The sequence below is a fragment of the Rhodococcus sp. NKCM2511 genome, from assembly GCF_014905595.1.
In the GTDB taxonomy this organism is placed as follows: domain Bacteria; phylum Actinomycetota; class Actinomycetes; order Mycobacteriales; family Mycobacteriaceae; genus Rhodococcoides; species Rhodococcoides fascians.
Genome location: NZ_BNHJ02000001.1, coordinates 3,439,548 through 3,462,545 on the forward strand (window position 1 = coordinate 3,439,548; position 22,998 = coordinate 3,462,545).

Here is a 22,998-nt window from a genome sequence, read left to right on the forward strand (position 1 = left end):
TCACCAGTACGCACAGCCCGAGGTGTCGTCTCCGCACTGTGTTCGCTACTGTATCGACACTGATTGTCATTAACAACTAGCTGTCGGGATGTAGACCTGATGAAACGATCGCCGGCCACTGCGGTGCGCAGCACGGGCGCACCGCCCTTCGCCTCGCCCCAACGCTTTCGCGTGTTGCTGGCGATCTCGGGCTTCGCCATCGTGGTCATCGCGGTGGCGTCGGTCAGCATCGGCGCTGTCACCATCGGACTCGGAGACATCTGGGGTTCGGTCGCCCAACACCTCGGCATGGCGGGCACGCACACCTCGACACCGGTCAACGATCAGATCGTCTGGCAGGTCCGCGTCCCGCGCACAATTCTCGCCATCGTCGTCGGCGCGGGTCTGGCGATAGCGGGCGTGGTCATCCAAGTCGTTGTGCGTAACCCGTTGGGCGACCCCTACCTGATCGGGATCGTGCCGGGCGCGAGCCTGGGCGCAGTTATCGTCATCGTCTTCGGCGCCGGGGTACTCGGCGGCGTATCGCTGTCCGCGGCTGCCTTCATCGGCGGCCTCCTGGCGTTCGCGCTGGTGTTCGTCCTCGCCCGCCGCGGAGGGCAATGGCCACCGACCCGGCTCGTGCTGGCAGGGGTCGCCGTCGGGTACCTCGTCTCCTCGTTCACGTTCTTCTTTCAAACCATCGCCACTCCCAATCAATCTCAGCGCGTGCTGTTCTGGAGTCTCGGTTCGATCGCCGGAGCATCGTGGGCGAGCCTGCTGCTTCCCGCGATCGTCATTGCGGCGGCCACGACGTGGCTGATGTGGAACAGTGCCCGTCTGAACGCCCTGGCTTCCGGCACCGACCTCGGCTACTCCCTCGGCATCGACGTCGCGCGATTCCAAATGACGCTGATGGTGGTGGTGTCGGTCCTGACAGGCGTCATCGTTGCCGAAGTAGGCGGTATCGGGTTCGTCGGCCTGGTCATCCCGCACATAGCGCGACTGCTCGTCGGTGCCGATCACCGCCGCGTCGTCGTCACCGCAACACTGCTCGGCGCATGCTTCCTACCGCTCTCGGACATCGCCGCCCGCGTGCTCCGCGCCCCCGCCGAACTTCCGATCGGGGTGGTCACCTCGGCCATCGGCGCTCCGTTCTTCCTGTACCTGCTGGTCTCCTCCGGGCGGACGGCGAGGGCTCGATGAAACTCGACGCACAGGGCGTCGCCGTCGCCATCGACGGCACCAAGATTCTCACCGACGGCGTAATACACGCCGAATCAGGCTCGATTGTAGGACTTCTCGGACCGAACGGCAGCGGAAAGTCGACGCTGCTACGCACGCTCTACCGGGCCCTCATACCCTCAGGTGGAACGATCGTGCTGGGCGAGGACGACCTTCGCCGCCTCAGCGCTCGTGAATCGGCGACCAGGACTGCGGTTGTCCTGCAGGATGATTCACCGGAATTCGAGTTCACCGCACGGGAGATCATCGAACTCGGACGCATCCCGCACAACACCGGTCTGCGACGCTTCGGCGCGGTCGATGTCGCCGCAGTGGACGCCGCCGTGATGGCCGCCGGGATCGCGCACCTCGTCGACCGTCAGATCTCGACCCTGTCCGGCGGCGAGCGGCAACGCGTCTTCGTAGCTCGGGCCCTCGCGCAACAAGCTCCGATACTGATCCTCGACGAACCCACCAATCACCTCGACATCTCGGCGCAGCTCGACCTCCTCGAACTGCTCACCGCAACCGAAGCCACCGTTGTCGTCGCACTACACGACATCGACCTCGCTGCCGCCTACTGCGACAGCCTGTTCGTCATGAAATCCGGTGCCCTCGTCGCCCACGGAACTCCCACCGACGTCTTGACAACGGACATGCTTCGCGAGGTCTACGGCGTCGATTCGGTCATCGCCGTCAACCCGATCACCGGCCGACCGTGCGTCCATTTCGGACCCGCCACCTCGCACCGCCCATCCACCGCGAGCTGCACCGCTACTCAACCCAATTTCGACACCCGCACCGAAAGTAGCCAACCATGAAGATCGCCGTACGAACCGGAACTTGCGCCGCCGCAACCATTCTCCTATTGTCCGCCTGCGCGAGCGGACAGGCCGAACCCACTGCCGCAGGCACCGAGACCGACAGCGGCACCTCGGCATACCCGGTGACCGTGGCCAGCTGCGGCGTCGACTACACCTACGACGCCCCACCCGAGCGGGTACTCCTCGGAGCTCCGGGAGTCATCGCCACGCTCGATGCACTCGGCGTCGCCGACAGCGCGATCGGATACACCAACGGCAGTTACGCATTCGACGGACTCGACCGATTCTCGGGCCTGACCTCCAACACCGACGACTATGCACCCTCACGCGAATTCCTTATCGGGGCCTCACCGGATCTGTTCCTGTCCAACGACCAAGGGCAACTCGGCGGCCAAGGATCGGCGAGCTCCGATGACCTGACCACTGCAGGCGGCAACCTTTACGTCCTCGGCGAATACTGCCAGAACACGCTCGCGCCCACGACAATCGACGCGGTCTACACCGACGTGGACAACCTCGGCACCATCTACGGCGTCCCGGACAAAGCCGCAGAGGTCGTGACCTCGCTGCGCGATCGCGTCACCGCAGCGCGAGCGAAGAACACCGACAGTGCGCCGCTGTCGGCAGCAGTTGTCCAAAGCTTCGACGGCAAGCTCTACGCCTTGAGTGGGTCTTACTACAGCGCAGTGGTCGACGCACTCGGCATGACCAACGAATTCGCCGACATCGACGGCAATTTTGCCGAAATCACTCCCGAAGCAGCCTTGAGCGCTGCACCCGACGTCGTCCTGGTGCAGTACGCCGGATCGGAAGCGGCCGCCGCGGCCGCCGTGACAGATATATCGGCTCTGCTCGCGAACTCACCAGCGGTGCGGAACTCCCGGGTGTACCCGCAGAACGAAGCCGACTTCCAGGCTGCCGGAGTCCGCATCGTCGACGCCATCGAGAACACCGCGGACAACGTGTTCGGCAAGTGAGCTCGACGACCGCTCGGACGTCGCTGGGGGCCGCGTTCCGGCTGATGGTGCTCGCGCGCACCGTCGCATGGTTCGGAACCGCCGTCGCGTTGGTCGCCTTCCCGCTCGTCATCTACCGCACCACCGGAAGTGCCGCGGCCACTGCGCTTCTCACCGCTGTCGAATCGGCACCGTACCTGCTGTTCGGGCTGTTCGCCGGTGCCGTTGCCGACCGCTGGCGGCGTCGCCCGACGATGGTCGTCACCGCGCTCGCCGCATGCGCTGCAACGGCATCCATACCGGCTGCGTATTGGATGGCGACTCTGTCGACGGCACACGTGTTCGTTGCAGCGTTCGTCAGCGCCGCCGCTATGGTGTTCTTCGACGCCGCCGGCTTCGGTTTGCTGCCCTCACTGGTGCCACGCGCTCGACTGGCCGACGCGGTCGGGCGACAAACTGCGATGGCAACGGTCATCACTATGGCCGGGCCCGCACTGGGTGGTGTGCTTATTGCCGCATCCTCGCCGTTCGCCGCGCTGGCCCTCAACGCGGCCACGTTCGCAGTGACCGCGATCCTGCTTCTGTGGGTACGTGAACCCACATCCGCGCCGCGGACGGAACAACCCCACTTGTGGCGCGATATCGGCAACGGGGTGCGCTTCGTCTACGGTCACCCACTTGTCCGCCTGCTCACCCTGATTGGGACCGGCAACAGTGTGGCCGGCGGCATCATGACCGGCCTCCTCGTCGTCACCGCCGTCGAGCGGTATGGTGTCGACGAGGGCGGCGGCGAGTTGGGTCTGTTCTTCGCAGCCCTCGGCGTTGGAACCCTGATCTCGACAGCATTACTACCGCGCCTGTCCCGAAAGTTCACAGCTGGGACGATCGCCATCGCCGGTTTGCTCGCACAAGCAGGCGCGATCAGCGTGTGGATTCTGGCCACCGAACCGGTGCTGGGAGTGTGCGCGTTGGTCGTCTTCCAAGCAGCAGCATCGACGGTGATCATCAACGGCATCACCGTCCGCCACCTGGTGACCCCGGACGAACTTCAGGGCCGCGTCAACACCACGGCCCGAATGCTGGCGTGGGGCGGACAACCCATCGGTGCCGGCCTCGCCGGAGCCCTCGTGGGTCCGATCGGCCTGCCCGCAACGCTGTCGCTGGCAGTCGGCGTCATTGCGGCCAACGCCCTGTTCGCGTACCTGTCCTCGCTACGAGCCGTCAGCTCACAACTCCACTCGAACAGCCGTTGAGGACCGGACAGGCAGAAAGACGGCTGTGAGAACGGTCAGACCTCGATCGCGAGCCCTGACGACCGAGTTCGAAGACCCGGCCTGCGACACGTCGGATCGAACACCACAAGGGGTAGCTATTTCACCTTACGGCGACCGGTACGCCCGATCTGCCGACCATCTCAGCGGTATGGGGACTTCGGCCGGCTCCGGAGTGCGAGAACTGCGAACAGCCACATCTTCGACCTCAACCCGTGACAAACCTCGCCCCACCCGGAATCTGCAATCCCACGGCGTCCCCGACCCGCACAGCAGATCCCGCCGCCAGCTCCACCTTCAGCACTGTCGATCCCACCGTCACATCGGCGATGCTGCGAAATCCGGTAGGCCTCGAGGCAGAAACAACCCCACGAATCCCGTTGTCATTCAATGTGATCAACTCATGTCGAAGCAGTAGCACGGCACGCCCAGCCGGCAAAGAAACTCCTTCGACCTCCAGCTCCCCGAGCTCGGAGCGATGCACCCCAACCCCGTCCCACTGCCCCTCGATTTCGTTCATCCCACCCATCAGTCGCGACACTGCGAGCGTGCTCGGACGCGTGTAGGCCGTCGCGATATCGGAGTGATGTTCCAGTCGGCCGTCGATGAGTACTGCGACCGAATCGGCCAGCACCGCCGCTTCCTGCTGATCATGGGTGACGAGCAGCAGAGTCTGATCCAACGTCGAACGCAATTCGCGCACCAGGTCGTGCATTTCGGTGCGCAACACCGGGTCGAGCGCACTGAAGGGCTCGTCCAGCAACAACACTCGCGGGGATCCGGCGAGTGAACGCGCCAACGCCACCCGCTGGGCCTGCCCGCCCGACACCTCGGACACCGCACGATCACCGATGTCACCGAGGTGCACCAGGTCGAGGTACTCCCGGGCCCGCTCGCGCGAACGCTTGCGACTCTCCCCGGCAGCGCGGTAGGCGAAACCGATGTTGTCGAGTACCGATATGTGCGGGAACAACATCGGACGCTGGAACACCATCCCGACGCCGCGGTTCTCGGCCGCAACGCCGTTCACCTCGCGCCCGTCGATGCGCACCGTGCCGGCAGTGGGTGAATCGAGGCCGGCAATGAGCCGCAGTGCAGTGCTCTTGCCCGAGCCCGACGGCCCGAGAATCGCTGTGCACGAACCCGGTGGCACTGTGAGATCCAACAAATCCAGAGCCGCAACCGATTGACCGGCATGGACTTTCGTGAGTCCGTGAACGGACAGTTCGACGCTCATCGTGCACTCCTACGACGCAGCCGGGCGAGCATGAGCACCAGTAACAACGGCGGTACGACGGCGGCGACCGACAGCGCAGCCACCACCGAATCATTACCGGTCCCGGCAGCGAACGAGGCGACGAGAATCGGCACGGTGACCAGTCTGCCTCCACCGATCAACAAGGTGATCACGTAGTCGCTCCACGCCACGAGGAACGCGAGCAACGCAGCCCCCGCCAACGCCGGAGCCAGTAGGGGAATGCGAATCCGCCGCAGCACCATGGCACTCGACGCACCGAGAGTCCGAGCTTCTTCCTCGTAGCCGATGTCGTACGCGCCGAACGCCACTCGCATCAGATACGTCGTGTATGGGATCGCCGCGACGGTCAGCAGAGCGATCACCGCGACCGTGCTCGGAATGCGCGAGCGCAGCACCAGGACATCGAGCCCCAATGCCACAGCGAACGGGGGCAGGGCCAGCGGCGCGAAGAGAACTCCGGCCACAAAAGCGGGAAAGCGCACAGTCCCGTTCACCAGGGCGCGAGCGGCCAACGCACCCAATGGTGTTGCGATGGCGGCGACAGCGAGAGCGAGCAGGGTCGAGCGCACGAACGCATCGCCGCCCCCGGCATCGAGGGCGCTGCGGACGCCGTCGAATCCCCATTCCTGCGGAACCGAACCGGGAAACGACCAGCGGTTGCTGATGGCCCACAAGACAACCGGAATCAGCGGCAGCAGGAACCACAGGACCGGAATGGACCTGCCGACAGTGGGAGCAACCTTGTTCATTTCCACGCTGCCGATCTGCGCAGAAAGTGCAGCGCCACTGCGGCTACGACCACCGTGAGAGCGGTAGCGATCGTCGCGGCAGCGGCTGCCTGCGGACGCGTCTGAAGATCGATCGACGTGAACAGGCGAATTGCCATCACCGACAACGGCTCCGGATACGGTCGGCCCAGAAGCCGGGCCACCTCGTACGAGCCGACGGTGTAGGCGAACGCGATGGCCGCCGACGCGATCAGTGCGGGCCGAGCCAACGGCAGCGTGACCAAACGGAGCCGAGCCCACCGGCCGGCACCCAAGGTCGCGGCCGTCTCGTCGAATGCCGCTACTCGGGTGGCGAGCGTCCCGGCCACGACGACGGCTACGAAAGCCGATTCCTTCCAGGCGTATTCGGCGACGACGGCGAACCACCACTTCCCACCGACCAACTCCGGCCAGCTACCGTCGGTCATACCGAGAATACGAGGCAGCATCCCTGAATCTGCCAGCAGCAATGCCATCGCCGCCGCCCCGATCAGGTGCGGAACCGTGACGGTCAACCCCGCAGCGACCAACGCGGCGCGTCCACCCGACAACGCCGTCAGTGCCGCGGCAAGCCCGATCACCGTGGCCAATGCCGTCGAGACGATGGCAATCGACAGCGTCAGCACCACCGAGCGCCATAGGTCACCGCCCAGAGCGGAGTACGCGTCGACCGATAGTTCGGGGGTTCCGACCAACGGCATCAGACCCAGGCTCTGCAGCACCACGGTTCCGAGACCGCCGCCGACGACCAGCACGACCAAGACGACGGCGGGGAGGACCGCCGCTGTGCCGCGAAAGCTCCTCGTGGACGGGCTCACTGACCGGCGAGTACGCTTCGACGCCATCCCTCGTCGAGCGGGGTGACCCACTCGGCGGACAGCTCCGGGTGTGCGTTCGCCGAGATCACCTCGTACGAAGGAACCACCGGCGAGGACGGGAGCTGCTCGAACTGCGCCCGCTCCTCCGGGGTCAACCGCGCGATGTCCAACGCAGTGAACTGGCCCCACACGTCCGGCGTCGCCTTTGCAAGTTGTTGCTCGGGCGACAACGCGAGATTGGCAACCACCTGCGCCGCGGCCGACTTCCCCGACGTCGACGGAATGGCAAGGAAACTCGCATTCCCGACGGTTCCCTCGTCGAGAGTCAGGACGCGGGTCTCCGGCGGGAAGGTGCCGTCGGCGACGAGTTTCGGGAGGGTCGCGGGGCCGTACGTCATGGTCATGTCGACCTGGCCACCGGCGTAGAGGGCGTCGAGCTCGGAGGAGGACTGCGGATACGTGGTTCCTTCGCGCCACAGTGCCGGGGCGAGCTCGTTCAACTGATCGAACAATGCCGGGGCGAGTCGGTCGTAGGAGTCCTGATCGAACTGTGCGGGAACCTCGTCGACACCGCCGGAGGCGTTGATCAACGCCTCACGCACGAACACCGAGCCGGTGAAGTCCGGGGGAGCAGGGTAGGTGAAGCGGCCCGGGTTCGCCCGCGCCCAGTCGAGCACGCCGTCGAATGTCGTCGGCGGATCGGGGATGGCAGCCGCGTTGTAGACCAACGTGAATTGCGCCTTGTGCCAGGGTGATTCGCAGTTCTCGACCGAAGTGCCGAAGTCGTCGAGTAACAGCGGATCCTCGGGATCGGTGAATTCCATGTTCGGTAGATTCTGCGTCCACCCGCACAGCCACGCGCCGGCCTGCTTACCGGTGCCGAAGTTCGCGCCGTTGACCCACACCAGGTCCACCTCGCCGTCGGTGACCCCGGCCTGCCGCTCGGACAGGATGCGATTGACGGCATCGGTTGTCGATTCCACCGGCACTCGGCGCAGCGTGACGCCTTCTTCGGCGGCCGCGGGGGTGAGCACGTCGTCGACGTAGGCGTTGCCCTGCTCGTCGCCGCCGTACATCCACAGAGAGACGGTCTGTCCTTGCGCCTGCTCCTGGATCTCGCTCCAGGACAGGTCGTCGGCGCGCGGAGCCTCCGATGATGGCGCAGCACAGGAGGTAAGCAGCAGCCCTGCGCTCGCCGCAATCGCTACTGCGCACCGTACTGAACGAATCACCGGGGGCCTCCAGATCAACCGAAACAGCCGTCGTCGACGCTGCCCTCACCACCGTAATCGGTCGAATGCGACAACCGCTGAACACGCGGGCAGACCGGTCGTGTGCACAATGGATCCTGACCGCCGGACGAGAGGCACACACCGTGACGCAGGACCGCCCGACGCGTAGTCGCCGCGGCACGACCCTGAAATTGCTCGTGGCTGCCGTGATCGTCATCGCTGTGGTGATCGTGCTGAGCACCGTCGATCTTCCCGATCCGTCGTTCATCCGCGATCGCGTGGCGTCGGCCGGGCCGTGGGGCATCGCGTTGTTCGTCGTGCTCTATGCCGTCCTGTCGGCCACCCCATTCCCCGCCAGCACGTTGACCATCGCGTCGGGACTGCTGTTCGGATTGGCGGTGGGCGCAACCGTCGTGGTGTTCGCCGCCACGATGGGGGCATATCTCGGGTACTGGGGAGCGCGGGCGCTGGGCCGCGGCCAGGTGGCCCGCACCGAATGGGACAGGCTGCGCCGGCTCGACGCCATGCTCGGGCGACGCGGATTGCTGTCGGTGTTGCTCGTGCGACTGGTGCCGCTGCCGTTCTCCTTGGTCAACTACGCGGCCGGAGTCAGCGCGGTGGGGCAACGTGACTACGTGGTGGGCACCATGATCGGGATCGTGCCCGCGACCGTCGCCTACACCGCGCTCGGTGCGTACGGAACGTCGCCGCTGTCGTGGCCGTTCGCCATCGCACTGCTCGCGGTGCTGGCTATCGCGGCCGGTTCGGCCCTGTTGGCACGCCGCCTGGGACTCACCGGTGCAGCCGAATGATCGACAGCTTTCTGCGCCGCCACCTCGAAGGCCCGCTCGACCGGTGCGCCCGCGCGCTCGACCGCCCCGCAATCACCCCGGACCGGATCACCGCCGTGGGACTCGTGCTCGGCCTGGGTAGTGCACTGGCCGCAGGCCTGCAATTCTGGTGGCTCGCGTTGGTGTTGTGGATCGTCTCCAGAATCGCCGACGGTCTGGACGGGCCTCTCGCGCGTAGGCGTTCCACTACGGGCGGTGCCGGCGGATTCTTCGACATTACCGCCGATTTCGTGGTCTACGGAACGACGGTGGTGGGCGTCGCGGTCGGCGCCTCGGCCGCGTACGACGCCCCCTGGTGGCCGTTCCTGCTGGTGCTGTTGGCGTACTACATCAACGGGACCGCGTTTCTTGCGTTCTCCTCGATTGCCGAACGCACCGGTCGCACCATCGACGACGGCCGCTCGCTGTCGTTCCTCGGGGGCCTGGCCGAGGGTGCGGAAACGATAGCGGTGCACAGTCTCTGGCTACTGTTGCCCGGCATCTCGTGGCAGATCGCGGTGGTCTGGGCGGCGGTGGTCGCCGTGAGCTCCACCCAACGGATCATCGCCGGGTATCGCGCGCTTTCCTGATCCACGCGCCGCGCGCCTTCGCCAGTGTGGCCGTTACTCGGGAAACAACGGGAGAACCCAACTGCGCCTTCACATCTGCGATCGCCGCATTCCACGGCCCGTCGTTGTACGTCGGATACGGGTGCGTGGCCCCGGCGAGGTCGCGGGTACGCAAACCCTGCTCGATGGCGATGATCAGCTCCCCGATAGTCTCGCCCGCTCGCGGTCCCACCACACACGCTCCCACGATCCGACGCTTCGCGTCGAGAACGAGGGTCGTCGATCCGGTAGTTCTGCCCTCGGTGACGGCTCGATCGACGTGATGGTGATCGAGCGTCTGCAATCGAAGTCCACGCTGCCGCGCAGTCCGCACATCGATTCCGGCCGAAGCGATCTCGGGATCGGTGAACGTCACCCGCGGCATCCCCGTCGTACTCACCTTTCGGTTCAGGCCGAGCGCCGCGTTGCTCGCGGCCAGGCTGCCGTGCACACCGGCGGTGTGGGTGAACTGCGGATGGCCGGTGAGATCTCCGGCTGCCCAGATGCGTGGGTTGATGGTCCGCAGATGCTCGTCGACCCGCACGAATCCGTCGTCGTCCACTTCCACACCGGCCCTGTCCAACCCGAGCGAAGCGGTTCGTGGGGTCCGCCCGGTGGCGACGAGCACCCGATCGAAAGCGATCTCGACGCCCGTTTCGGTGGTGGCCGAACCGTCGTCGATGCGCACGACGGCGGTGGAGGTCAGGACCTGCACGCCCTCGTCGGTCAGGGCCTGCGTCAGTATCGACGAGGCCTCAGGGTGCTCGCGGGGAAGGATCGTCGCTGACCGTCCGACCAGAGTCACGTCCGAACCGAGGCGCGAAAACGCCTGCGCCATTTCGCAACCCACCGACCCGGCACCGACGATCAGCAGTCGCTGCGGTAAGTCCTTCAGATCCCACAGGGTGTCGCTGGTCAGGTAGTCCACGTGCTCGATGCCGTCGATCGCCGGCACTGTGGGATGCGCGCCGGTGGTCACGATCGCCTGACCGAAATGCAGCATCCGCGTGCCAACATTCACCGTGTTCGGACCGGTGAACACGGCGTTACCGCTGATAACGTCGACCCCGGCCGCAGTGAGTGCCTCCGGTGAATCGATCGGCGCGATCTCGGCGATCGACCCGTGCACGTGCTGCATCACGCGTGCAAAATCCACGCGCGGTGGCTGGGTGTCGATGCCGAACCGGGACGCGGATCGAACCGTCTGTGCCACCGAGGCCGCCGCGAGCAGAGCCTTCGACGGCACGCATCCGGTCCAGAGGCAGTCGCCGCCGGTGCGGTCCCGTTCGATCAACACGACGCGAACGCCGAAGCCGGCCGCGGTCTTCGCTGCCACGATGCCGGCGGTACCGCCGCCCACCACGACCACGTCGGCGCGGCTCTCGGGCACACTCGAAGACGAACGACGAATTCCCATACCTCCCACTATGCCCGCCTTGGAGAGACCCGAGATGAGACGACCGACCAAGTACACCTTCTCGGCGCGCCTGTACGACGTGATCTCCGCCGAATGGCCGGTGTATCGAGCCGGACGGGAGGCGGCGTTCGAGCTGATGAATCTGCCTGTAGGGAGCCATGTTCTGGACCTCGGCTGCGGGACGGGGCTGAACTTCGCCGGGTTGCAGCGGATGATCGGCCCGACCGGCTCGATCACCGGAATCGACGCCAGCCCGCAGATGCTCGAACAGGCGCGACTTCGAGCTGCCCGCGCGGGGTGGATGAATGTCACATTGATCCCCGCCGACGCCACCGCCCTGACGTCCGCTGATCTGGGGGAGCAGGTCCCGTTCGATGCGGCGTTGAGCACCTACGCGCTGTCATTGATGGCGCCATGGCAGGCGGCGCTCGAATCGATGATCTCGGCTACACGGGTGGGCGGCGTCGTGGCCGTCGTCGACATGCAGCGGCCCGTCGGACGAGCCGCTGCGTGGACGCCGCTCGCGAAGCTTGCGTGTCGACTGGGAGGGGCGGATATCGAGGCGCATCCATGGACGGCGATGACGCCACTGCTGCAAAATCTTTCGGCCCGCACTGTCCGCGGAGGCCATATCCAGATTCGCGTCGGGACTGTCGGTGCCCGCCCCGGGGAGCGGAAATCCTGAGCGGTGCTCGCCTGCGTTGCCTTCAGTTGGGTAGCTGACGCAGGCTGCGCTACAGCTCGGACCGTGCTCATGGCCGACGACCCGGGCTGCGGCCGAAGGGTGGGAATGTTCCCGCGACGAAGTGCTCGAAGCTACGCGGCGCTCTGCCGGCGATGCGTGCGACGACATCGGTGACGCGATCCTCGGAGCCCGTTGCGATGGCCGCATCCAGCGCCGCCAGGATCGGCGCGTACTCGGGAGGGAGGCCGCCGTCGATGTGTAGCTGTGCCAACTCGTCGACGGAGATCGATCTGTGGCGCAGAGGTTTTCCGGTGTGGTTGGCGATGATTCGCGCCGCGTCGGAGTAACTGAGCGCCTCGGGTCCAGTGATGATGTGGTCGGTGTTGTGCGACTGCTCGTCCAGCAGTGCGTGCACGGCGACGGCGGCGATGTCGCCCGCATCGACGAAGCCGATCCGTCCGTCCCCGGTTGCGGATACGGTCTCGCCCGCACTGACTCCTGCCGCGAGAGCGCTGCTGCCGCGGAAGTTCTGCATGAACCAGCTCGGTCGGAGGACTGCCCATTCGGGTATCTCGGTCGCCACCGCGTCGTGAATCTTGCCGAGTCCGGGCGCACCACGATCGAGTGCGGACGAGCTCAGCGCGACGACGCGTCGAACACCCTGTTGCAGAGCCTGTTTCAGGAATTGTCGAACGAGAGGTAGTGGATCGGCTACACCGACGGGCGCAACGAGATAGACCGCTCGGACGCCGTCCAATGCAGCTGCATGGGTACCGTGGTCGAGCCAGTCGAATTCGATCTGTTCTGCGGACGTGGGTGTACGAGACGCCGCTCGATACTGCGCCCCTCGCTCGTGGAGAAGCTGAGTAACCCGGCTTCCGGTCGTTCCCGTCGAGCCGAGAACCAGGACGTCGCTCATGCGCGGTCACCCGCGAAGGCCGCTGTGACGTCGTCGACCGAACCGAGGGCTTCCGCGGCGGCGAGTGGACTCCAATAGTCCTTGTACGTGGTGATTGCGCCGTCGCGCACGGTGATGACAGCGATGTATGCGAGTTCGTACGGCTTACCTGTCGCAGGAACGACGCCGGCAGCCTCGAACTCGACCACGACTACCTCCGCGTCGGCGGTTTCATGGATCGTCGGCGACGTGATTGTCCGTATGTCGAGAATTTCGGGATATCCACGCATGTATTCGTGAATTGCGGCGCGACCTTCTACGCGGCGCGGGTATCCCGCTGCTGCAAAAGGAAAGACGATGACGCCGTCGACCGCCCACAGGTCGGCGAACGCACTCATGTCGTGCGCCTGCAAGTGCTGCAACGCAGTGTGGACGACGTCGGTAGGTTTCATGGGTCTCCTTCAGTGGACGATACGGTTGCGTCTCATCCAAACGTACACTGGACGGTACCGTATCGTCCATTTGTTACAGTTGGTCGTATGAGTCCACGGAAGGCGACGGGTGCCGCGGTGTTTCAGCCGGATGTGACCCGTGCGATCACGGAAGCGGTGCTCGATGAATTCGCCGAACTCGGGTTCGGGCGACTGTCGATGGAAGGCGTCGCCAAGCGCGCGGGCGTCGGTAAGAGTGCGTTGTATAGACGTTGGCCGTCCAAAGTTGACATGGTGGTGTCGGTGTTATCCGAGTTCAGCGTCGACATTTCTCGGATTCCCGACACCGGCTCGCTGTACGGAGACCTGCGCGCGACGCTCGACAACCTGATGGAGTGGATAGGAGACCCGAGATTCGCCCGGATTTTTCCTGATCTCGTCGCAGAATCGGCTCGGACTCCGAGGCTGGCACAGTTGCACATGGAGCTGATCGGAATTCCACGACGTGAGCGTGCGATCAGAGTGTTCGAGCGAGCGATCGACCGCGGGGAGATGGCGGCCGGGTTCGATCTCGAGCTGGCGCTCGATCTTCTTGCAGGCACTGTCTATTGGCGCTTTGCCGTGCGTGGAGTCGAGGTGGATTCGGCGTACCTCGACGAGGTGGCCACCGCGCTGATCGGCGCGTTCAGCAACGCATGATCCTGGGCTCCGGTGATTTTCTGGTCCCGGGCTCGCCCGAGTACCTGCAGCGTTTCCGAGACGGTCTGGAGAAGTTGAGACAGACGGGAACTGCGGTTCTCTACGACTAGCCGGTGAGTTTTCGCGCAGACCCAGGTCCACACCAGCATGACGACACAGACAGTTTCCGTTCCCGGTGCGACCCTGACGTACGACGTGATCGGCGAACTCGAGCCCGGGGTCACTCCCTTGGTGCTGATCGGCTCACCGATGGATGCGAGCGGGTTCGGGACGTTGGCATCGCACTTCCGCGACCGAGTGGTCGTCACGTACGACCCGAGAAATGTCGGACGCAGTCGACGAGACGACACGACCGCCGCGGTCACCTTCGGCCAGCATGCCGACGACCTGCACGCAGTGCTCACCGCCGTCGGCCATGGGCCGGTCGATGTATTCGCCTCGAGCGGGGGTGCGGTCAATGCGCTGGTACTCGTCAGCAGATACCCGTCCGACGTTCGGATGTTGGTGGCCCACGAACCACCCGCCGGAGGCACCCTGCCGGACCGCGAGAACATCGCGACCGTGTGCGCAAACATGGTGGCCGCATACGACGCTCACGGCCGCGGTCCGGCCATGGCCCAGTTCATGGCGTTGCTCATGCACGCAGGCCCCATCGACAACACGTTCTTCGATCGCCCGGCACCGGACCCGGCGCAGTTCGGCTTCTCGGCCGAGGACGACGGAACCCGCGACGACGCCCTGATGTCCAACATGCGAGGCGGCGGAGTCGAGTTCGCGCCCGACGTCGACGCGGTGCGTGCTGCTCCCACCACGGTCGTGATCGGAGTCGGCGAAGAATCCGGCGGTCCCGAGGACGGTCACATCGCCGCTCGCGCAGCATATTCCACTGCATCGACCCTCGGATCGGAGCCGATCGTTTTTCCCGGTGGCCACTCGGGCTTCCTCGGCGGTGAATTCGGTCAGATGGGAAAGCCGACCGAATTTGCCGAAAAACTTCGGAAAGTATTGAGCTGAAGAAGCTTTCGTCCTACAGAACCAGGAGTAATCATGGGCCTCATCACGTTGGAGCTGTTCGCCACCCTCGACCTCGTCGCGCAATCACCCGGAAGCCCAGAGGAAGACCCCGAGAACTTTCCCTTCGGCGGCTGGCAGGCTCCTCTGCTCGACCAGGTTTCGGGGGCGCAGGTCGCCGCCGCTTACGAGGGCACGGATGCGCTCCTGCTCGGGCGGCGCACCTACGACATCTTCGCCGCGTACTGGCCGCACCAACACGATTCGTTCGCAACGTTGTTCAACACGATCCCGAAATACGTGGCCTCCCGCGGCACACCCGATCTGCTGTGGAACGGTTCGACCCAGCTCGGACCGGACCTGGCCGGAGCCGTGCGTGAGATCCGAGATCGACACGACAATATCAAGGTGGTCGGAAGTCTCGATCTGGTGCAGACCCTGTTGCGCGAGAAGCTCTTCGATCGACTCGATCTGTGGGTGCATCCCATCCTTCTCGGAGTGGGAAAGAAGGTGTTCGCCGACGGCACCGTGCCCAGCAATCTGACGCTGCTCGAGCCACCGGCCGTCGACGGCAAGGGCACCGTCTACCTGCGGTACGGCCTCGACACCGGGACCCCGGACGTCGGCAACATGGACGACGTACTGACCGACTAGATCGGAGGGCAATTCACTTCTTCTGCCGTCGGCTCCCGCCGTGCCAATCCTGTTGCACGCCAACCTCGTCCTCCGTCACCCCCAGTGCCTTCAACTGGGGGAGTTCACGCATGCTGCGCTTCATCTCGGCAAATCCAGGGAATCGTGCGAGTCCGATCACGTTGTCCCACAGCAGTACTGCTTCTTCGTCGCTGGGTAGTCGGCTGATCACCGGGCCGAAGAATGCGACACCGTCCGGCGGCTCGAAGGCGATGATGGGTGTGCCGACGTCCTTACCGGTCAGCGACAGCGCATGATCGGTTTCGGCCCGGATCTCGTCGTCGATCGTGGAATCGTCCAGTGCTGCAGTGTGATGGGTGGGCAGCCCGACTTCCTCGAGGACCGGCCCGAGGAATGCCGCGGTGCCGCGATGTCCGTGGCTCGCAGCGTCGTCGGGCACCGCCTCGGTGTCGAAGATGTGCGTTCCGAGGGCCTGATACAGCGGCCCGACAGCGTCCGACCCATGCTCACGACGAACAGAGGCAGCGGCCCGCAACAGTCGCAGACCCGCGGTGTGGCCGGCTTCGTACTCGGGCGGGAAATGGGCGTCGTAGTCGATGTGGGAGTTGAGCAGGCGAAGCGAGATGAACCGCCAGTCGACGGTGTAATCGCGCTGGGCTTGAACCTTGCGAACCCATTTACTGGTCATCCACGCGAACGGGCATACCGGATCGAAATAGAAGTCGATATCGGACATCAGGGGACTCTCCTAGTCGGACGTAGGTTTCGTGCGTTCATTTCTCACCCAGCAGAGCCGAGCGTTGTTCGGTGACCACCGCACGAATCGCGTCGATCACCGCGGACACTTCGGGGCGTCTGAGAGTTTCGGTGCGGGTGACGAGCCAGTAGGTCAGTGTCACCGCGATGGCGTCGGGCAGGATTCGTTGCAGGTCGGGATGTCGGTCGGCCATGAAACACGGCAACAATCCGATGCCCGCCGAGGCTCGTGTGGCCTCGACGTGGACGAAGACGTTGGTCGACGTCACCGATTCGCGCATCGTCGGAGTGAAGTTGGGGGCCAGATCCAGATCGTCGACGTGCAGCATCGAGTCGATGAAGTAGATGAAGGGATGGGCGGCGAGGTCGGCCGGCACCTGCGGCGTGCCGTGCTCGTCCACGTAGGTCTGCGACGCGTACAGACCCAGCACGTAGTCGCCGAGCCGGATGGCCTCCGCGCGATGCACCTGCGGTTGTCCGACGACGATCTCGATGTCCAGTCCGGACCGTTGCCTCGACGCACGTCTGGTGGTGGCGACGATCTCCACCGACACCAGCGGATGGGTGCGTTGCACGCGAGCAGCCGCAGGAGCTGCGATGTAAGCACTGAAACCGTCCGTGGCCGAGATGCGTACGACGCCCTTCAGCGCGCCCGCGTCGCTCGAGACCAGCGTCTGCAGCGCGTTTTCGACGGCCTCGGCAGCGGCCAGTGCGCCGTGCCCCAGTTGGGTCAGTTCCCAACCTCCGCCGGCACGGGTGAGCACTCGTCCGCCGAGGGTGTCCTCGAGTGCGGCGATGCGTCGGGAGATGGTCGTGTGGTTGATGCCGAGGTCGTCGGCAGCGGAGCTGTAGCGTCCGGTTCGACTGACGGCGAGCAGCACCAGCAGGTCGTCGGCACTGGGAACCTTCCCGTCACCGCGTGTCATGTGTGCAGTTTTGCAGATCGAACCTGCGTCCATGCCTCTTGCGCAGAAAAAGATCTGCACCAATACTCAGACCAACCCCGCTACATGTGTGGTCTGTCACAAACACGAGCACGCAGTGCCGAGCAACACAGGAGAAGCTATGAGCGTCGACCGACCGCTGGCAGAAAGGTCCGAGCCGGACCCCGATGCCACCCCCACCGGCCTGAAGAAGGTCGTCGGAGCATCGATGGCCGGCACCATCGTCGAGTGGTACGAGTTCTTTCTCTACGGAACCGCCGCCACACTGGTGTTCAGCAAGATCTTCTTCGCGGCCGGAACCAGTGAGCTCGACGCCATCCTCGCGGCCTTCGTCACCTACGCCGTCGGCTTCGTCGCACGACCCCTGGGCGGCATCGTCTTCGGACACTACGGCGACAAGTACGGCCGAAAGAAGCTGCTGCAGTTCAGCCTCGTCCTCGTCGGCGGAGCCACGTTCCTCATGGGCTGCCTACCGACATTCGAGGCCATCGGCTACTGGGCACCGGCACTGCTGGTCACCCTGCGATTCATTCAGGGCTTCGCCGTCGGCGGCGAATGGGGCGGCGCGGTTCTCCTTGTCGCAGAACACAGCCCGAACAAGAGCCGCGGATTCTGGGCCAGCTGGCCGCAGGCAGGCGTGCCCGCCGGTAACCTCCTCGCCACCGTCGCACTGCTCGTCCTGACGACAACCCTGTCCGACGAAGCGTTCCTCAGCTGGGGCTGGCGCGTCGCGTTCTGGCTCTCTGCCGTCATCGTTTTCGTCGGCTACTACATCCGCACCAAGGTCTCCGACGCCCCGATCTTCATCGAGGCACACAAGCAGGCCGAGGTCATCAAGGCCGCGTCGTACGGCGTCTTCGAGGTCGTCAAGCGTTACCCGCGCGGCGTATTCACCGCAATGGGCCTGCGCTTCGGTGAGAACGTCATGTACTACCTCGTCGTCACCTTCTCCATCACCTACCTCAAGGTGGAGGTCGGCACCGACACCTCCACGATCCTGTGGTGGATGCTCATCGCCCACGCGATCCACTTCTGCACAATTCCGTTGGTGGGCAGGCTCGCCGACCGCATCGGCCGCCGTCCGGTGTACTTCGCCGGTGCCCTCACCGCGGCAACGTGGGGCTTCTTCGCCTTCCCGATGATGAACAGCGGCCACAACGTCGTGATCTTGCTGGCCATCATCATCGGCTTGATGTTCCACGCCTTCATGTACGCCACGCAGCCGGCCATCATGGCCGAGATGTTCCCGACGCGGATGCGGTATTCCGGTGTGTCCCTCGGCTATCAGGTCACCTCGATCGTCGCCGGCTCGCTGGCCCCGATCATCGCGGTGAAGCTGCTCGACATCTACGGCTCGTCCGTGCCGATCGCGGTGTACTTGGCCGTGGCCTGCGCGATCACCGTGGTTGCCGTCGTCGTAGCCAGGGAGACAAAGGGATTGGCGCTCGAAAGCATCGACATTGCCGACGCCAAGAACCTGGCCACCGAAGCCGAGCTGGCGAAGGCCGGTCTGCTCGATCCGAGTGTAAAGCGGTGACCGACCTGACCGGACGCTCCGCCCTCGTCACCGGGGGAGCGTCCGGCATCGGGGCCGCGTGCGCGCGTGAGCTCGCCGGCCGCGGTGCCCGCGTCACCATCGCCGACGTGAACGACGTCGCAGCAAAGGAATTGGCGGCCGAGCTCGACGGCGAGGTGTGGTCGGTCGATCTGCTCGACACCACCGCGCTGGACGACCTTCGGTTGGACGTCGACATTCTCGTCAACAATGCGGGTATCCAAACCGTCGCACCGATCGTCGACTTCGACCCGGGCGCGTTCCGCCGCATTCAGACGCTGATGGTGGAGGCACCGTTCCTGCTGATTCGTGCGGCGCTGCCTGGGATGTATGCACGCCGGTTCGGCCGAGTCATCAATCTGTCGTCGGTACACGGACTGCGCGCATCGGAATTCAAGGTCGCCTACGTCACCGCCAAACACGCACTCGAAGGACTGTCGAAAGTGACAGCCCTCGAAGGTGCCGCGCACGGCGTGACGAGCAACTGCGTCAACCCGGGATACGTCCGCACACCGCTGGTCGAAAAACAGATCGCCGATCAAGCCAAGGCGCACGACATCCCCGAGGACGAAGTACTCGAAAAGGTGCTGCTGACCGAGGCCGCCATCAAAAGACTCGTCGAACCCGCCGAAGTCGCCTCACTGGTGGGATGGCTGACCTCCGAGAACGCAGGAATGGTCACCGGGGCGTCGTACACCATGGACGGTGGTTGGTCGGCTCGTTGAATTCGGTGCCGCCCGTCTGCTGCGCCCCCCACTTTGGGATCAATGTGGGTTTCAGTCGCTCAGATTGCAACAAAGCCGCATTCATCCGGATCGGGTCGCCGCACCCCACCGGATGAATGCGGCTTTGTTGCACTCAGACGGACTCGAACGCCCATTGATCCGGAGACGGGTGGGCTGATCGGGAGACGGGTGGGCGCGAGCCGGAGCACCCCTCCCCGAACAGCAAGAAGCCCCCGTGACAGGTCACGGGGGCTTCTTTGGCGGAGGATAGGGGATTTGAACCCCTGAGGGCGTTAACCCAACCCGCGTTCCAGGCGAGCGCCATAGGCCACTAGGCGAATCCTCCGTGGGGGAGCTTACCCGGTTACCCCCACCAACTCCCAAATCGGGAGGCGCGAAGGGTGGTGATGCGTTGCCCGACGGGAGGCGGCTACACTTCCTAACGGATCCCGCGCGGCGCGCATCCTGTGAACTCCCCCAGGGCCGGAAGGCAGCAAGGGTCAATGGGCTCTGCCGGGTGCGCGGGGTCCCCTTTATTTCAGTGACATAGACACTGTCCGGGGAACCCAGTCACCGAGAGGCCGCTCCGCATGCCAGCGCAAACCCAGTTGGGTCTGATGAACCATGAGGAGCTCGCCTCCGAGCACGAGCGGCAGAGCGCGAAGTACACGCAGCTCAAAGCCGAGAATCTGAAGCTGGATCTCACCCGCGGCAAGCCGTCGCCCGAGCAGCTCGATCTCGCTGCCGAGCTGTTGACGCTCCCCGGCGCGGACTACAAGGACGGCAACGGCACCGATTGCCGCAACTACGGTGGCCTTGCGGGTCTGCCGGAATTGCGTGCCATCTTCGGCGAGTTGCTCGGCATCCCGGTGAAGAACCTGGTGGCCGGTAACAACGCCAGCCTCGAGATCATGCAGGACCTGGTGGTCTGGGCTCTGCTGCACGGGCTGTCGGATTCGCCGCGCCCGTGGTCGGCGGAGCCGAACGTTCGCTTCCTGTGCCCGGCCCCCGGCTACGACCGTCACTTCGCGATCACCGAGAGCTTCGGCATCGAGATGATTTCGGTGCCGATGGGTCCCGACGGACCCGATGTGCACGAGATTGCCAACTTGGTGGCGTCGGATCCGCAGATCAAGGGCATGTGGGTGGTGCCGAACTACGCCAACCCCACCGGAGCCGTCTACTCGGAGGAAGTCGTTCGCGCGCTGGCCACCATGCCTGCTGCTGCGCCTGATTTCCGTCTGTTCTGGGACAACGCCTACGCGGTGCATCCGCTGACCGAGGAGTTCGCGCCGTCCCATGACGTCATCGGGATGGCGGCGGAGGCCGGTTTCCCCAATCGCGCGTTCGTGTTCGCCTCGACGTCGAAGGTCACGTTCGCCGGTGCGGGCGTCAGCTTCTTCGGCAGTTCCGAGGAGAACCTTGCCTGGTATCAGAAGCACCTCGGTAAGAAGAGCATCGGACCGGACAAGCTCAACCAGCTACGGCACCTGCGATTCTTCGGTGACGCCGAGGGGGTGCGGGCTCACATGGCCAAGCATCGCGAGATTCTGAAGCCCAAGTTCGCGCTGGTGCAGCAGATTCTCGAGGACCGGCTCGGTGCCTCGAAGATCGCGTCGTGGACCGAACCCAAGGGTGGTTACTTCATCAGCCTCGACGTGCTCGAAGGCACGGCCGCGCGGTCGATCGCGCTGGCCAAGGACGCCGGAATTGCTCTGACGGCCGCCGGCTCGGCCTTCCCGTACGGAAAAGATCCGGAAGACAAGAACATTCGCCTCGCCCCGAGCTTCCCGTCGCTCGGTGAGCTGGAGAAGTCGATGGACGGCGTCGCAACCTGCGTTCTGCTGGCCGCGACGGAGAAGCTGCTCGAAGGCTAGTGGTGTGGTTATGTGCCTCAGGGGGCGCATAACCACACCACTGCGCGGAGCGCACTAATGCCCGACGACGACCGCACCCTCGGGAGCGGAGGGCAACGGCCCCTTCTTCAGGAGCGTGGCCGAGAGCACCGCGCCCAGTAGGAAGATGCCCGACGCCCACCAGAAGGTGGTCGTGTAGCTGGCGATTTCGGCGTTGGCCTGCAGCAGAGCTGCATCGGTTGCCGTCGCCATGTTGGAGCTGACGTAGCTGGTGGCGGCGTTGGCTGCCACGGTGCTGAGCAGTGCCGTACCGATCGAGCCGCCCACCTGTTGCATGGTGTTCACCGTTGCCGACGCGACGCCGGAGTCGTCCGGAGCGACGCCGGAGATTGCGCCCTGCATGGCCGGTGCCATGGTGGCACCGAGTCCGAGACCCATGATGATCAAGCCGGGCAGGATGTGGGTGACGTAGCTGCTGTCCAGATCAATCTGGGTGAGCAGTCCCATGCCGATCGACGCGACGACCAGGCCGGTTGTCATCAGGATGCGCGGCCCGAACCGGGGGAGGATCAGTGCCGTCGACAGTGTCGCGGTGAGGATCAGCGACGCGATCATCGGCATGAACGCGAACCCGGTGGTGATCGGGGTGTACTTCAGCGTGCTCTGCAGGTAGTAGGTCAGGAACAGGAACACCGCGAACATGCCTGCGCCGGTGACGAACACCGCGAGGAATGATCCGGCCCGGGTGCGGTCCAGAACGATGCGCAACGGCAGCAGGGGGTGTTCGACGCGATTCTGGATGGTTACGAAGACGGCGAGAAGAACGACACCTGCCGCGAGGAAGCCGAGGGTGACGGGGTTGCTCCAGCCGTCGGACTCGGCGTGGGCGAAGCCGTAGACGATCGAGAACAGCGCGGCGGAGACGGCGATCGTTCCGGGGATGTCGAGCTTGGGTCGGACGTCGACCTTGTGCTTGGCCAGGAACAGGAAGGCTCCGACGAAGGCGAGCGCAGCGAAGATCAGGTTGACGTACAGGCTCCAGCGCCAGTTGGCCCACTCGGTGAGCATGCCGCCGAGCAGCAGACCCAGTGCGCCGCCGCCGCCGGCGATGGCACCGAAGATGCCGAAGGCCTTGGCGCGTTCCTTGGTGTCGGTGAAGGTGGTGGCCAGCAGTGACAGAGCCGCGGGTGCCAGCAGTGCGCCGAAGACGCCCTGACCGGCGCGGGCTGCGACGAGCATGCCGAAGTTGACGGCCGCGCCGCCCACTGCCGACATCAGCGCGAAGCCGACGAGGCCGATGAGGAAGGTGTTTCGTCGACCGAAGAGGTCGCTCAGGCGTCCACCGAGGAGCAACAGGCTGCCGAACGCGAGTGCGTAGGCGGTGACGACCCAGGAGCGGTCGGCGTTGTCGAAGCCCAGATCGAGCTGGGCGGCGGGGAGTGCGATGTTCACGATGGTCGCGTCGAGCACGACCATGAGCTGGGCCAGTCCGAGAGTGGCGAGAATCAACCAGCGATTCCGGTGCGCACGCTCGTCCGCCGGCGTCGTGGTCGACGTTGCGCCGTCCACGTTCTCCGATGAAAGGGTGGTCATGGTGTCCTCG

23 protein-coding genes, 1 tRNA gene and 1 other RNA gene are annotated in these 22,998 nt (G+C 64.9%); 14 read left to right on the forward strand and 11 right to left on the reverse strand.

Annotated elements, in window-relative coordinates; translation table 11 throughout:
* The first annotated feature begins 99 nt into the window (after positions 1–99).
* Genes JLZ96_RS16090 through JLZ96_RS16105 form a run of 4 tightly spaced genes read left to right on the forward strand, consistent with a single transcriptional unit; the run spans position 100 to position 4,233 of the window.
* The gene (locus JLZ96_RS16090; RefSeq protein ID WP_081371253.1) at positions 100–1,182 is read left to right on the forward strand and encodes an iron ABC transporter permease; all 1,083 of its coding nucleotides are present in this window, start codon (positions 100–102) and stop codon (positions 1,180–1,182) included.
* Positions 1,179–2,021, forward strand: coding sequence for an ABC transporter ATP-binding protein (locus JLZ96_RS16095; RefSeq protein ID WP_201010571.1), 843 nt, complete (start codon positions 1,179–1,181; stop codon positions 2,019–2,021). Before JLZ96_RS16090 ends, JLZ96_RS16095 begins: the two co-directional genes overlap by 4 nt.
* Positions 2,018–3,001 carry an ABC transporter substrate-binding protein gene (locus tag JLZ96_RS16100; RefSeq protein ID WP_027494581.1) on the forward strand — a complete coding sequence of 328 codons (984 nt, stop codon included), beginning with the start codon at positions 2,018–2,020 and terminating at the stop codon, positions 2,999–3,001. The genes JLZ96_RS16095 and JLZ96_RS16100 overlap by 4 nt, the downstream gene beginning before the upstream one ends.
* Complete coding sequence (locus JLZ96_RS16105) at positions 2,998–4,233, forward strand: MFS transporter (RefSeq protein ID WP_051364905.1); 1,236 nt, start codon at positions 2,998–3,000, stop codon at positions 4,231–4,233. The genes JLZ96_RS16100 and JLZ96_RS16105 overlap by 4 nt, the downstream gene beginning before the upstream one ends.
* Positions 4,234–4,459: 226 nt before the next feature.
* On the opposite strand, the gene JLZ96_RS16110 is transcribed toward JLZ96_RS16105, so the two are convergent.
* The 4 genes from JLZ96_RS16110 to JLZ96_RS16125 are packed head-to-tail and all read right to left on the reverse strand — an operon-like array spanning position 4,460 to position 8,326.
* On the reverse strand, positions 4,460–5,488 hold the full coding sequence (locus tag JLZ96_RS16110; RefSeq protein WP_201010572.1) for an ABC transporter ATP-binding protein: 1,029 nt from the start codon (positions 5,486–5,488) through the stop codon (positions 4,460–4,462).
* Complete coding sequence (locus JLZ96_RS16115; RefSeq protein ID WP_201010573.1) at positions 5,485–6,258, reverse strand: ABC transporter permease; 774 nt, start codon at positions 6,256–6,258, stop codon at positions 5,485–5,487. The genes JLZ96_RS16110 and JLZ96_RS16115 overlap by 4 nt, the downstream gene beginning before the upstream one ends.
* Entirely contained in the window at positions 6,255–7,094 is an 840-nt protein-coding gene (locus JLZ96_RS16120) for an ABC transporter permease (RefSeq protein WP_201010574.1), read from the reverse strand. Before JLZ96_RS16120 ends, JLZ96_RS16115 begins: the two co-directional genes overlap by 4 nt.
* On the reverse strand, positions 7,091–8,326 hold the full coding sequence (locus JLZ96_RS16125) for an ABC transporter substrate-binding protein (protein WP_201010575.1): 1,236 nt from the start codon (positions 8,324–8,326) through the stop codon (positions 7,091–7,093). The genes JLZ96_RS16120 and JLZ96_RS16125 overlap by 4 nt, the downstream gene beginning before the upstream one ends.
* 143 nt (positions 8,327–8,469) lie before the next feature.
* On the opposite strand from JLZ96_RS16125, the gene JLZ96_RS16130 reads away from it, so the two are divergent.
* A complete protein-coding gene (locus tag JLZ96_RS16130) occupies positions 8,470–9,138 on the forward strand; it encodes a TVP38/TMEM64 family protein (RefSeq protein ID WP_236254023.1) in 669 nt (222 codons plus the stop codon).
* Entirely contained in the window at positions 9,135–9,746 is a 612-nt protein-coding gene (locus JLZ96_RS16135; protein ID WP_201010576.1) for a CDP-alcohol phosphatidyltransferase family protein, read from the forward strand. Before JLZ96_RS16130 ends, JLZ96_RS16135 begins: the two co-directional genes overlap by 4 nt.
* On the opposite strand, the gene JLZ96_RS16140 is transcribed toward JLZ96_RS16135, so the two are convergent.
* Entirely contained in the window at positions 9,718–11,181 is a 1,464-nt protein-coding gene (locus JLZ96_RS16140) for an NAD(P)/FAD-dependent oxidoreductase (RefSeq protein WP_201010577.1), read from the reverse strand. The two genes, JLZ96_RS16135 and JLZ96_RS16140, sit on opposite strands and share 29 nt — an antisense overlap.
* Before the next feature lie 34 nt (positions 11,182–11,215).
* On the opposite strand from JLZ96_RS16140, the gene JLZ96_RS16145 reads away from it, so the two are divergent.
* Entirely contained in the window at positions 11,216–11,866 is a 651-nt protein-coding gene (locus JLZ96_RS16145) for a class I SAM-dependent methyltransferase (RefSeq protein ID WP_201010578.1), read from the forward strand.
* Between the two features lie 67 nt (positions 11,867–11,933).
* Here the strand turns inward: JLZ96_RS16145 and JLZ96_RS16150 are convergent, their stop codons facing one another.
* Both JLZ96_RS16150 and JLZ96_RS16155 read right to left on the reverse strand, forming a co-directional pair.
* Entirely contained in the window at positions 11,934–12,785 is an 852-nt protein-coding gene (locus JLZ96_RS16150; RefSeq protein WP_201010579.1) for an NAD(P)H-binding protein, read from the reverse strand.
* A complete protein-coding gene (locus JLZ96_RS16155) occupies positions 12,782–13,216 on the reverse strand; it encodes a nuclear transport factor 2 family protein (protein ID WP_048316833.1) in 435 nt (144 codons plus the stop codon). The genes JLZ96_RS16150 and JLZ96_RS16155 overlap by 4 nt, the downstream gene beginning before the upstream one ends.
* A gap of 87 nt (positions 13,217–13,303) precedes the next feature.
* On the opposite strand from JLZ96_RS16155, the gene JLZ96_RS16160 reads away from it, so the two are divergent.
* The 3 genes from JLZ96_RS16160 to JLZ96_RS16170 all read left to right on the forward strand — a co-directional run bounded on the left by JLZ96_RS16160 (position 13,304) and on the right by JLZ96_RS16170 (position 15,559).
* Positions 13,304–13,894 carry a TetR/AcrR family transcriptional regulator gene (locus JLZ96_RS16160; protein WP_201010580.1) on the forward strand — a complete coding sequence of 197 codons (591 nt, stop codon included), beginning with the start codon at positions 13,304–13,306 and terminating at the stop codon, positions 13,892–13,894.
* Positions 13,895–14,041: 147 nt separating this feature from the next.
* Entirely contained in the window at positions 14,042–14,908 is an 867-nt protein-coding gene (locus JLZ96_RS16165; RefSeq protein ID WP_201010581.1) for an alpha/beta fold hydrolase, read from the forward strand.
* Between the two features lie 33 nt (positions 14,909–14,941).
* Positions 14,942–15,559: a dihydrofolate reductase family protein gene (locus JLZ96_RS16170; protein ID WP_032384115.1), complete on the forward strand. Its 618-nt coding sequence runs from the start codon at positions 14,942–14,944 to the stop codon at positions 15,557–15,559.
* Between the two features lie 13 nt (positions 15,560–15,572).
* Here the strand turns inward: JLZ96_RS16170 and JLZ96_RS16175 are convergent, their stop codons facing one another.
* Positions 15,573–16,295 carry a hypothetical protein gene (locus JLZ96_RS16175; protein ID WP_201010582.1) on the reverse strand — a complete coding sequence of 241 codons (723 nt, stop codon included), beginning with the start codon at positions 16,293–16,295 and terminating at the stop codon, positions 15,573–15,575.
* 37 nt (positions 16,296–16,332) lie between these two features.
* Positions 16,333–17,241, reverse strand: coding sequence for a LysR family transcriptional regulator (locus JLZ96_RS16180; protein WP_094644222.1), 909 nt, complete (start codon positions 17,239–17,241; stop codon positions 16,333–16,335).
* Positions 17,242–17,380: 139 nt separating this feature from the next.
* On the opposite strand from JLZ96_RS16180, the gene JLZ96_RS16185 reads away from it, so the two are divergent.
* Positions 17,381–18,796 (forward strand): MFS transporter, encoded by a 1,416-nt coding sequence (locus JLZ96_RS16185; protein ID WP_027494565.1) that lies wholly within the window; start codon positions 17,381–17,383, stop codon positions 18,794–18,796.
* Positions 18,793–19,539, forward strand: coding sequence for a 3-hydroxybutyrate dehydrogenase (locus tag JLZ96_RS16190; RefSeq protein WP_032364595.1), 747 nt, complete (start codon positions 18,793–18,795; stop codon positions 19,537–19,539). The genes JLZ96_RS16185 and JLZ96_RS16190 overlap by 4 nt, the downstream gene beginning before the upstream one ends.
* A gap of 258 nt (positions 19,540–19,797) precedes the next feature.
* Here the strand turns inward: JLZ96_RS16190 and JLZ96_RS16195 are convergent.
* A tRNA-Ser gene (locus tag JLZ96_RS16195) sits at positions 19,798–19,885 on the reverse strand.
* A 95-nt stretch (positions 19,886–19,980) separates the two neighbouring features.
* Between JLZ96_RS16195 and ffs the strand changes: the two genes are divergently transcribed.
* Together ffs and JLZ96_RS16205 are read left to right on the forward strand one after the other, a co-directional pair.
* Positions 19,981–20,075: signal recognition particle sRNA small type (gene ffs, locus JLZ96_RS16200), an RNA gene on the forward strand.
* A gap of 54 nt (positions 20,076–20,129) precedes the next feature.
* On the forward strand, positions 20,130–21,416 hold the full coding sequence (locus JLZ96_RS16205; protein WP_201010583.1) for an aminotransferase class I/II-fold pyridoxal phosphate-dependent enzyme: 1,287 nt from the start codon (positions 20,130–20,132) through the stop codon (positions 21,414–21,416).
* Positions 21,417–21,470: 54 nt separating this feature from the next.
* Here JLZ96_RS16205 and JLZ96_RS16210 read toward each other — a convergent pair whose 3' ends face one another.
* The gene (locus JLZ96_RS16210; RefSeq protein WP_032364593.1) at positions 21,471–22,988 is read right to left on the reverse strand and encodes a DHA2 family efflux MFS transporter permease subunit; all 1,518 of its coding nucleotides are present in this window, start codon (positions 22,986–22,988) and stop codon (positions 21,471–21,473) included.
* Between the last annotated feature and the right edge of the window lie 10 nt (positions 22,989–22,998).

Bases quoted from the DNA above. Each gene is read 5' to 3' on its own strand.
- JLZ96_RS16175 (WP_201010582.1), bottom strand. From the start codon at position 16,295: ATGTCCGATATCGACTTCTATTTCGATCCGGTATGCCCGTTCGCGTGG.
- JLZ96_RS16185 (WP_027494565.1), top strand. From the start codon at position 17,381: ATGAGCGTCGACCGACCGCTGGCAGAAAGGTCCGAGCCGGACCCCGAT.
- JLZ96_RS16110 (WP_201010572.1), bottom strand. From the start codon at position 5,488: ATGAGCGTCGAACTGTCCGTTCACGGACTCACGAAAGTCCATGCCGGT.
- JLZ96_RS16205 (WP_201010583.1), top strand. From the start codon at position 20,130: ATGCCAGCGCAAACCCAGTTGGGTCTGATGAACCATGAGGAGCTCGCC.
- JLZ96_RS16150 (WP_201010579.1), bottom strand. From the start codon at position 12,785: ATGAGCGACGTCCTGGTTCTCGGCTCGACGGGAACGACCGGAAGCCGG.
- JLZ96_RS16100 (WP_027494581.1), top strand. From the start codon at position 2,018: ATGAAGATCGCCGTACGAACCGGAACTTGCGCCGCCGCAACCATTCTC.
- JLZ96_RS16095 (WP_201010571.1), top strand. From the start codon at position 1,179: ATGAAACTCGACGCACAGGGCGTCGCCGTCGCCATCGACGGCACCAAG.
- JLZ96_RS16135 (WP_201010576.1), top strand. From the start codon at position 9,135: ATGATCGACAGCTTTCTGCGCCGCCACCTCGAAGGCCCGCTCGACCGG.
- JLZ96_RS16090 (WP_081371253.1), top strand. From the start codon at position 100: ATGAAACGATCGCCGGCCACTGCGGTGCGCAGCACGGGCGCACCGCCC.
- JLZ96_RS16210 (WP_032364593.1), bottom strand. From the start codon at position 22,988: ATGACCACCCTTTCATCGGAGAACGTGGACGGCGCAACGTCGACCACG.
- JLZ96_RS16160 (WP_201010580.1), top strand. From the start codon at position 13,304: ATGAGTCCACGGAAGGCGACGGGTGCCGCGGTGTTTCAGCCGGATGTG.
- JLZ96_RS16155 (WP_048316833.1), bottom strand. From the start codon at position 13,216: ATGAAACCTACCGACGTCGTCCACACTGCGTTGCAGCACTTGCAGGCG.
- JLZ96_RS16165 (WP_201010581.1), top strand. From the start codon at position 14,042: ATGACGACACAGACAGTTTCCGTTCCCGGTGCGACCCTGACGTACGAC.
- JLZ96_RS16180 (WP_094644222.1), bottom strand. From the start codon at position 17,241: ATGACACGCGGTGACGGGAAGGTTCCCAGTGCCGACGACCTGCTGGTG.
- JLZ96_RS16145 (WP_201010578.1), top strand. From the start codon at position 11,216: ATGAGACGACCGACCAAGTACACCTTCTCGGCGCGCCTGTACGACGTG.
- JLZ96_RS16140 (WP_201010577.1), bottom strand. From the start codon at position 11,181: ATGGGAATTCGTCGTTCGTCTTCGAGTGTGCCCGAGAGCCGCGCCGAC.
- JLZ96_RS16115 (WP_201010573.1), bottom strand. From the start codon at position 6,258: ATGAACAAGGTTGCTCCCACTGTCGGCAGGTCCATTCCGGTCCTGTGG.
- JLZ96_RS16170 (WP_032384115.1), top strand. From the start codon at position 14,942: ATGGGCCTCATCACGTTGGAGCTGTTCGCCACCCTCGACCTCGTCGCG.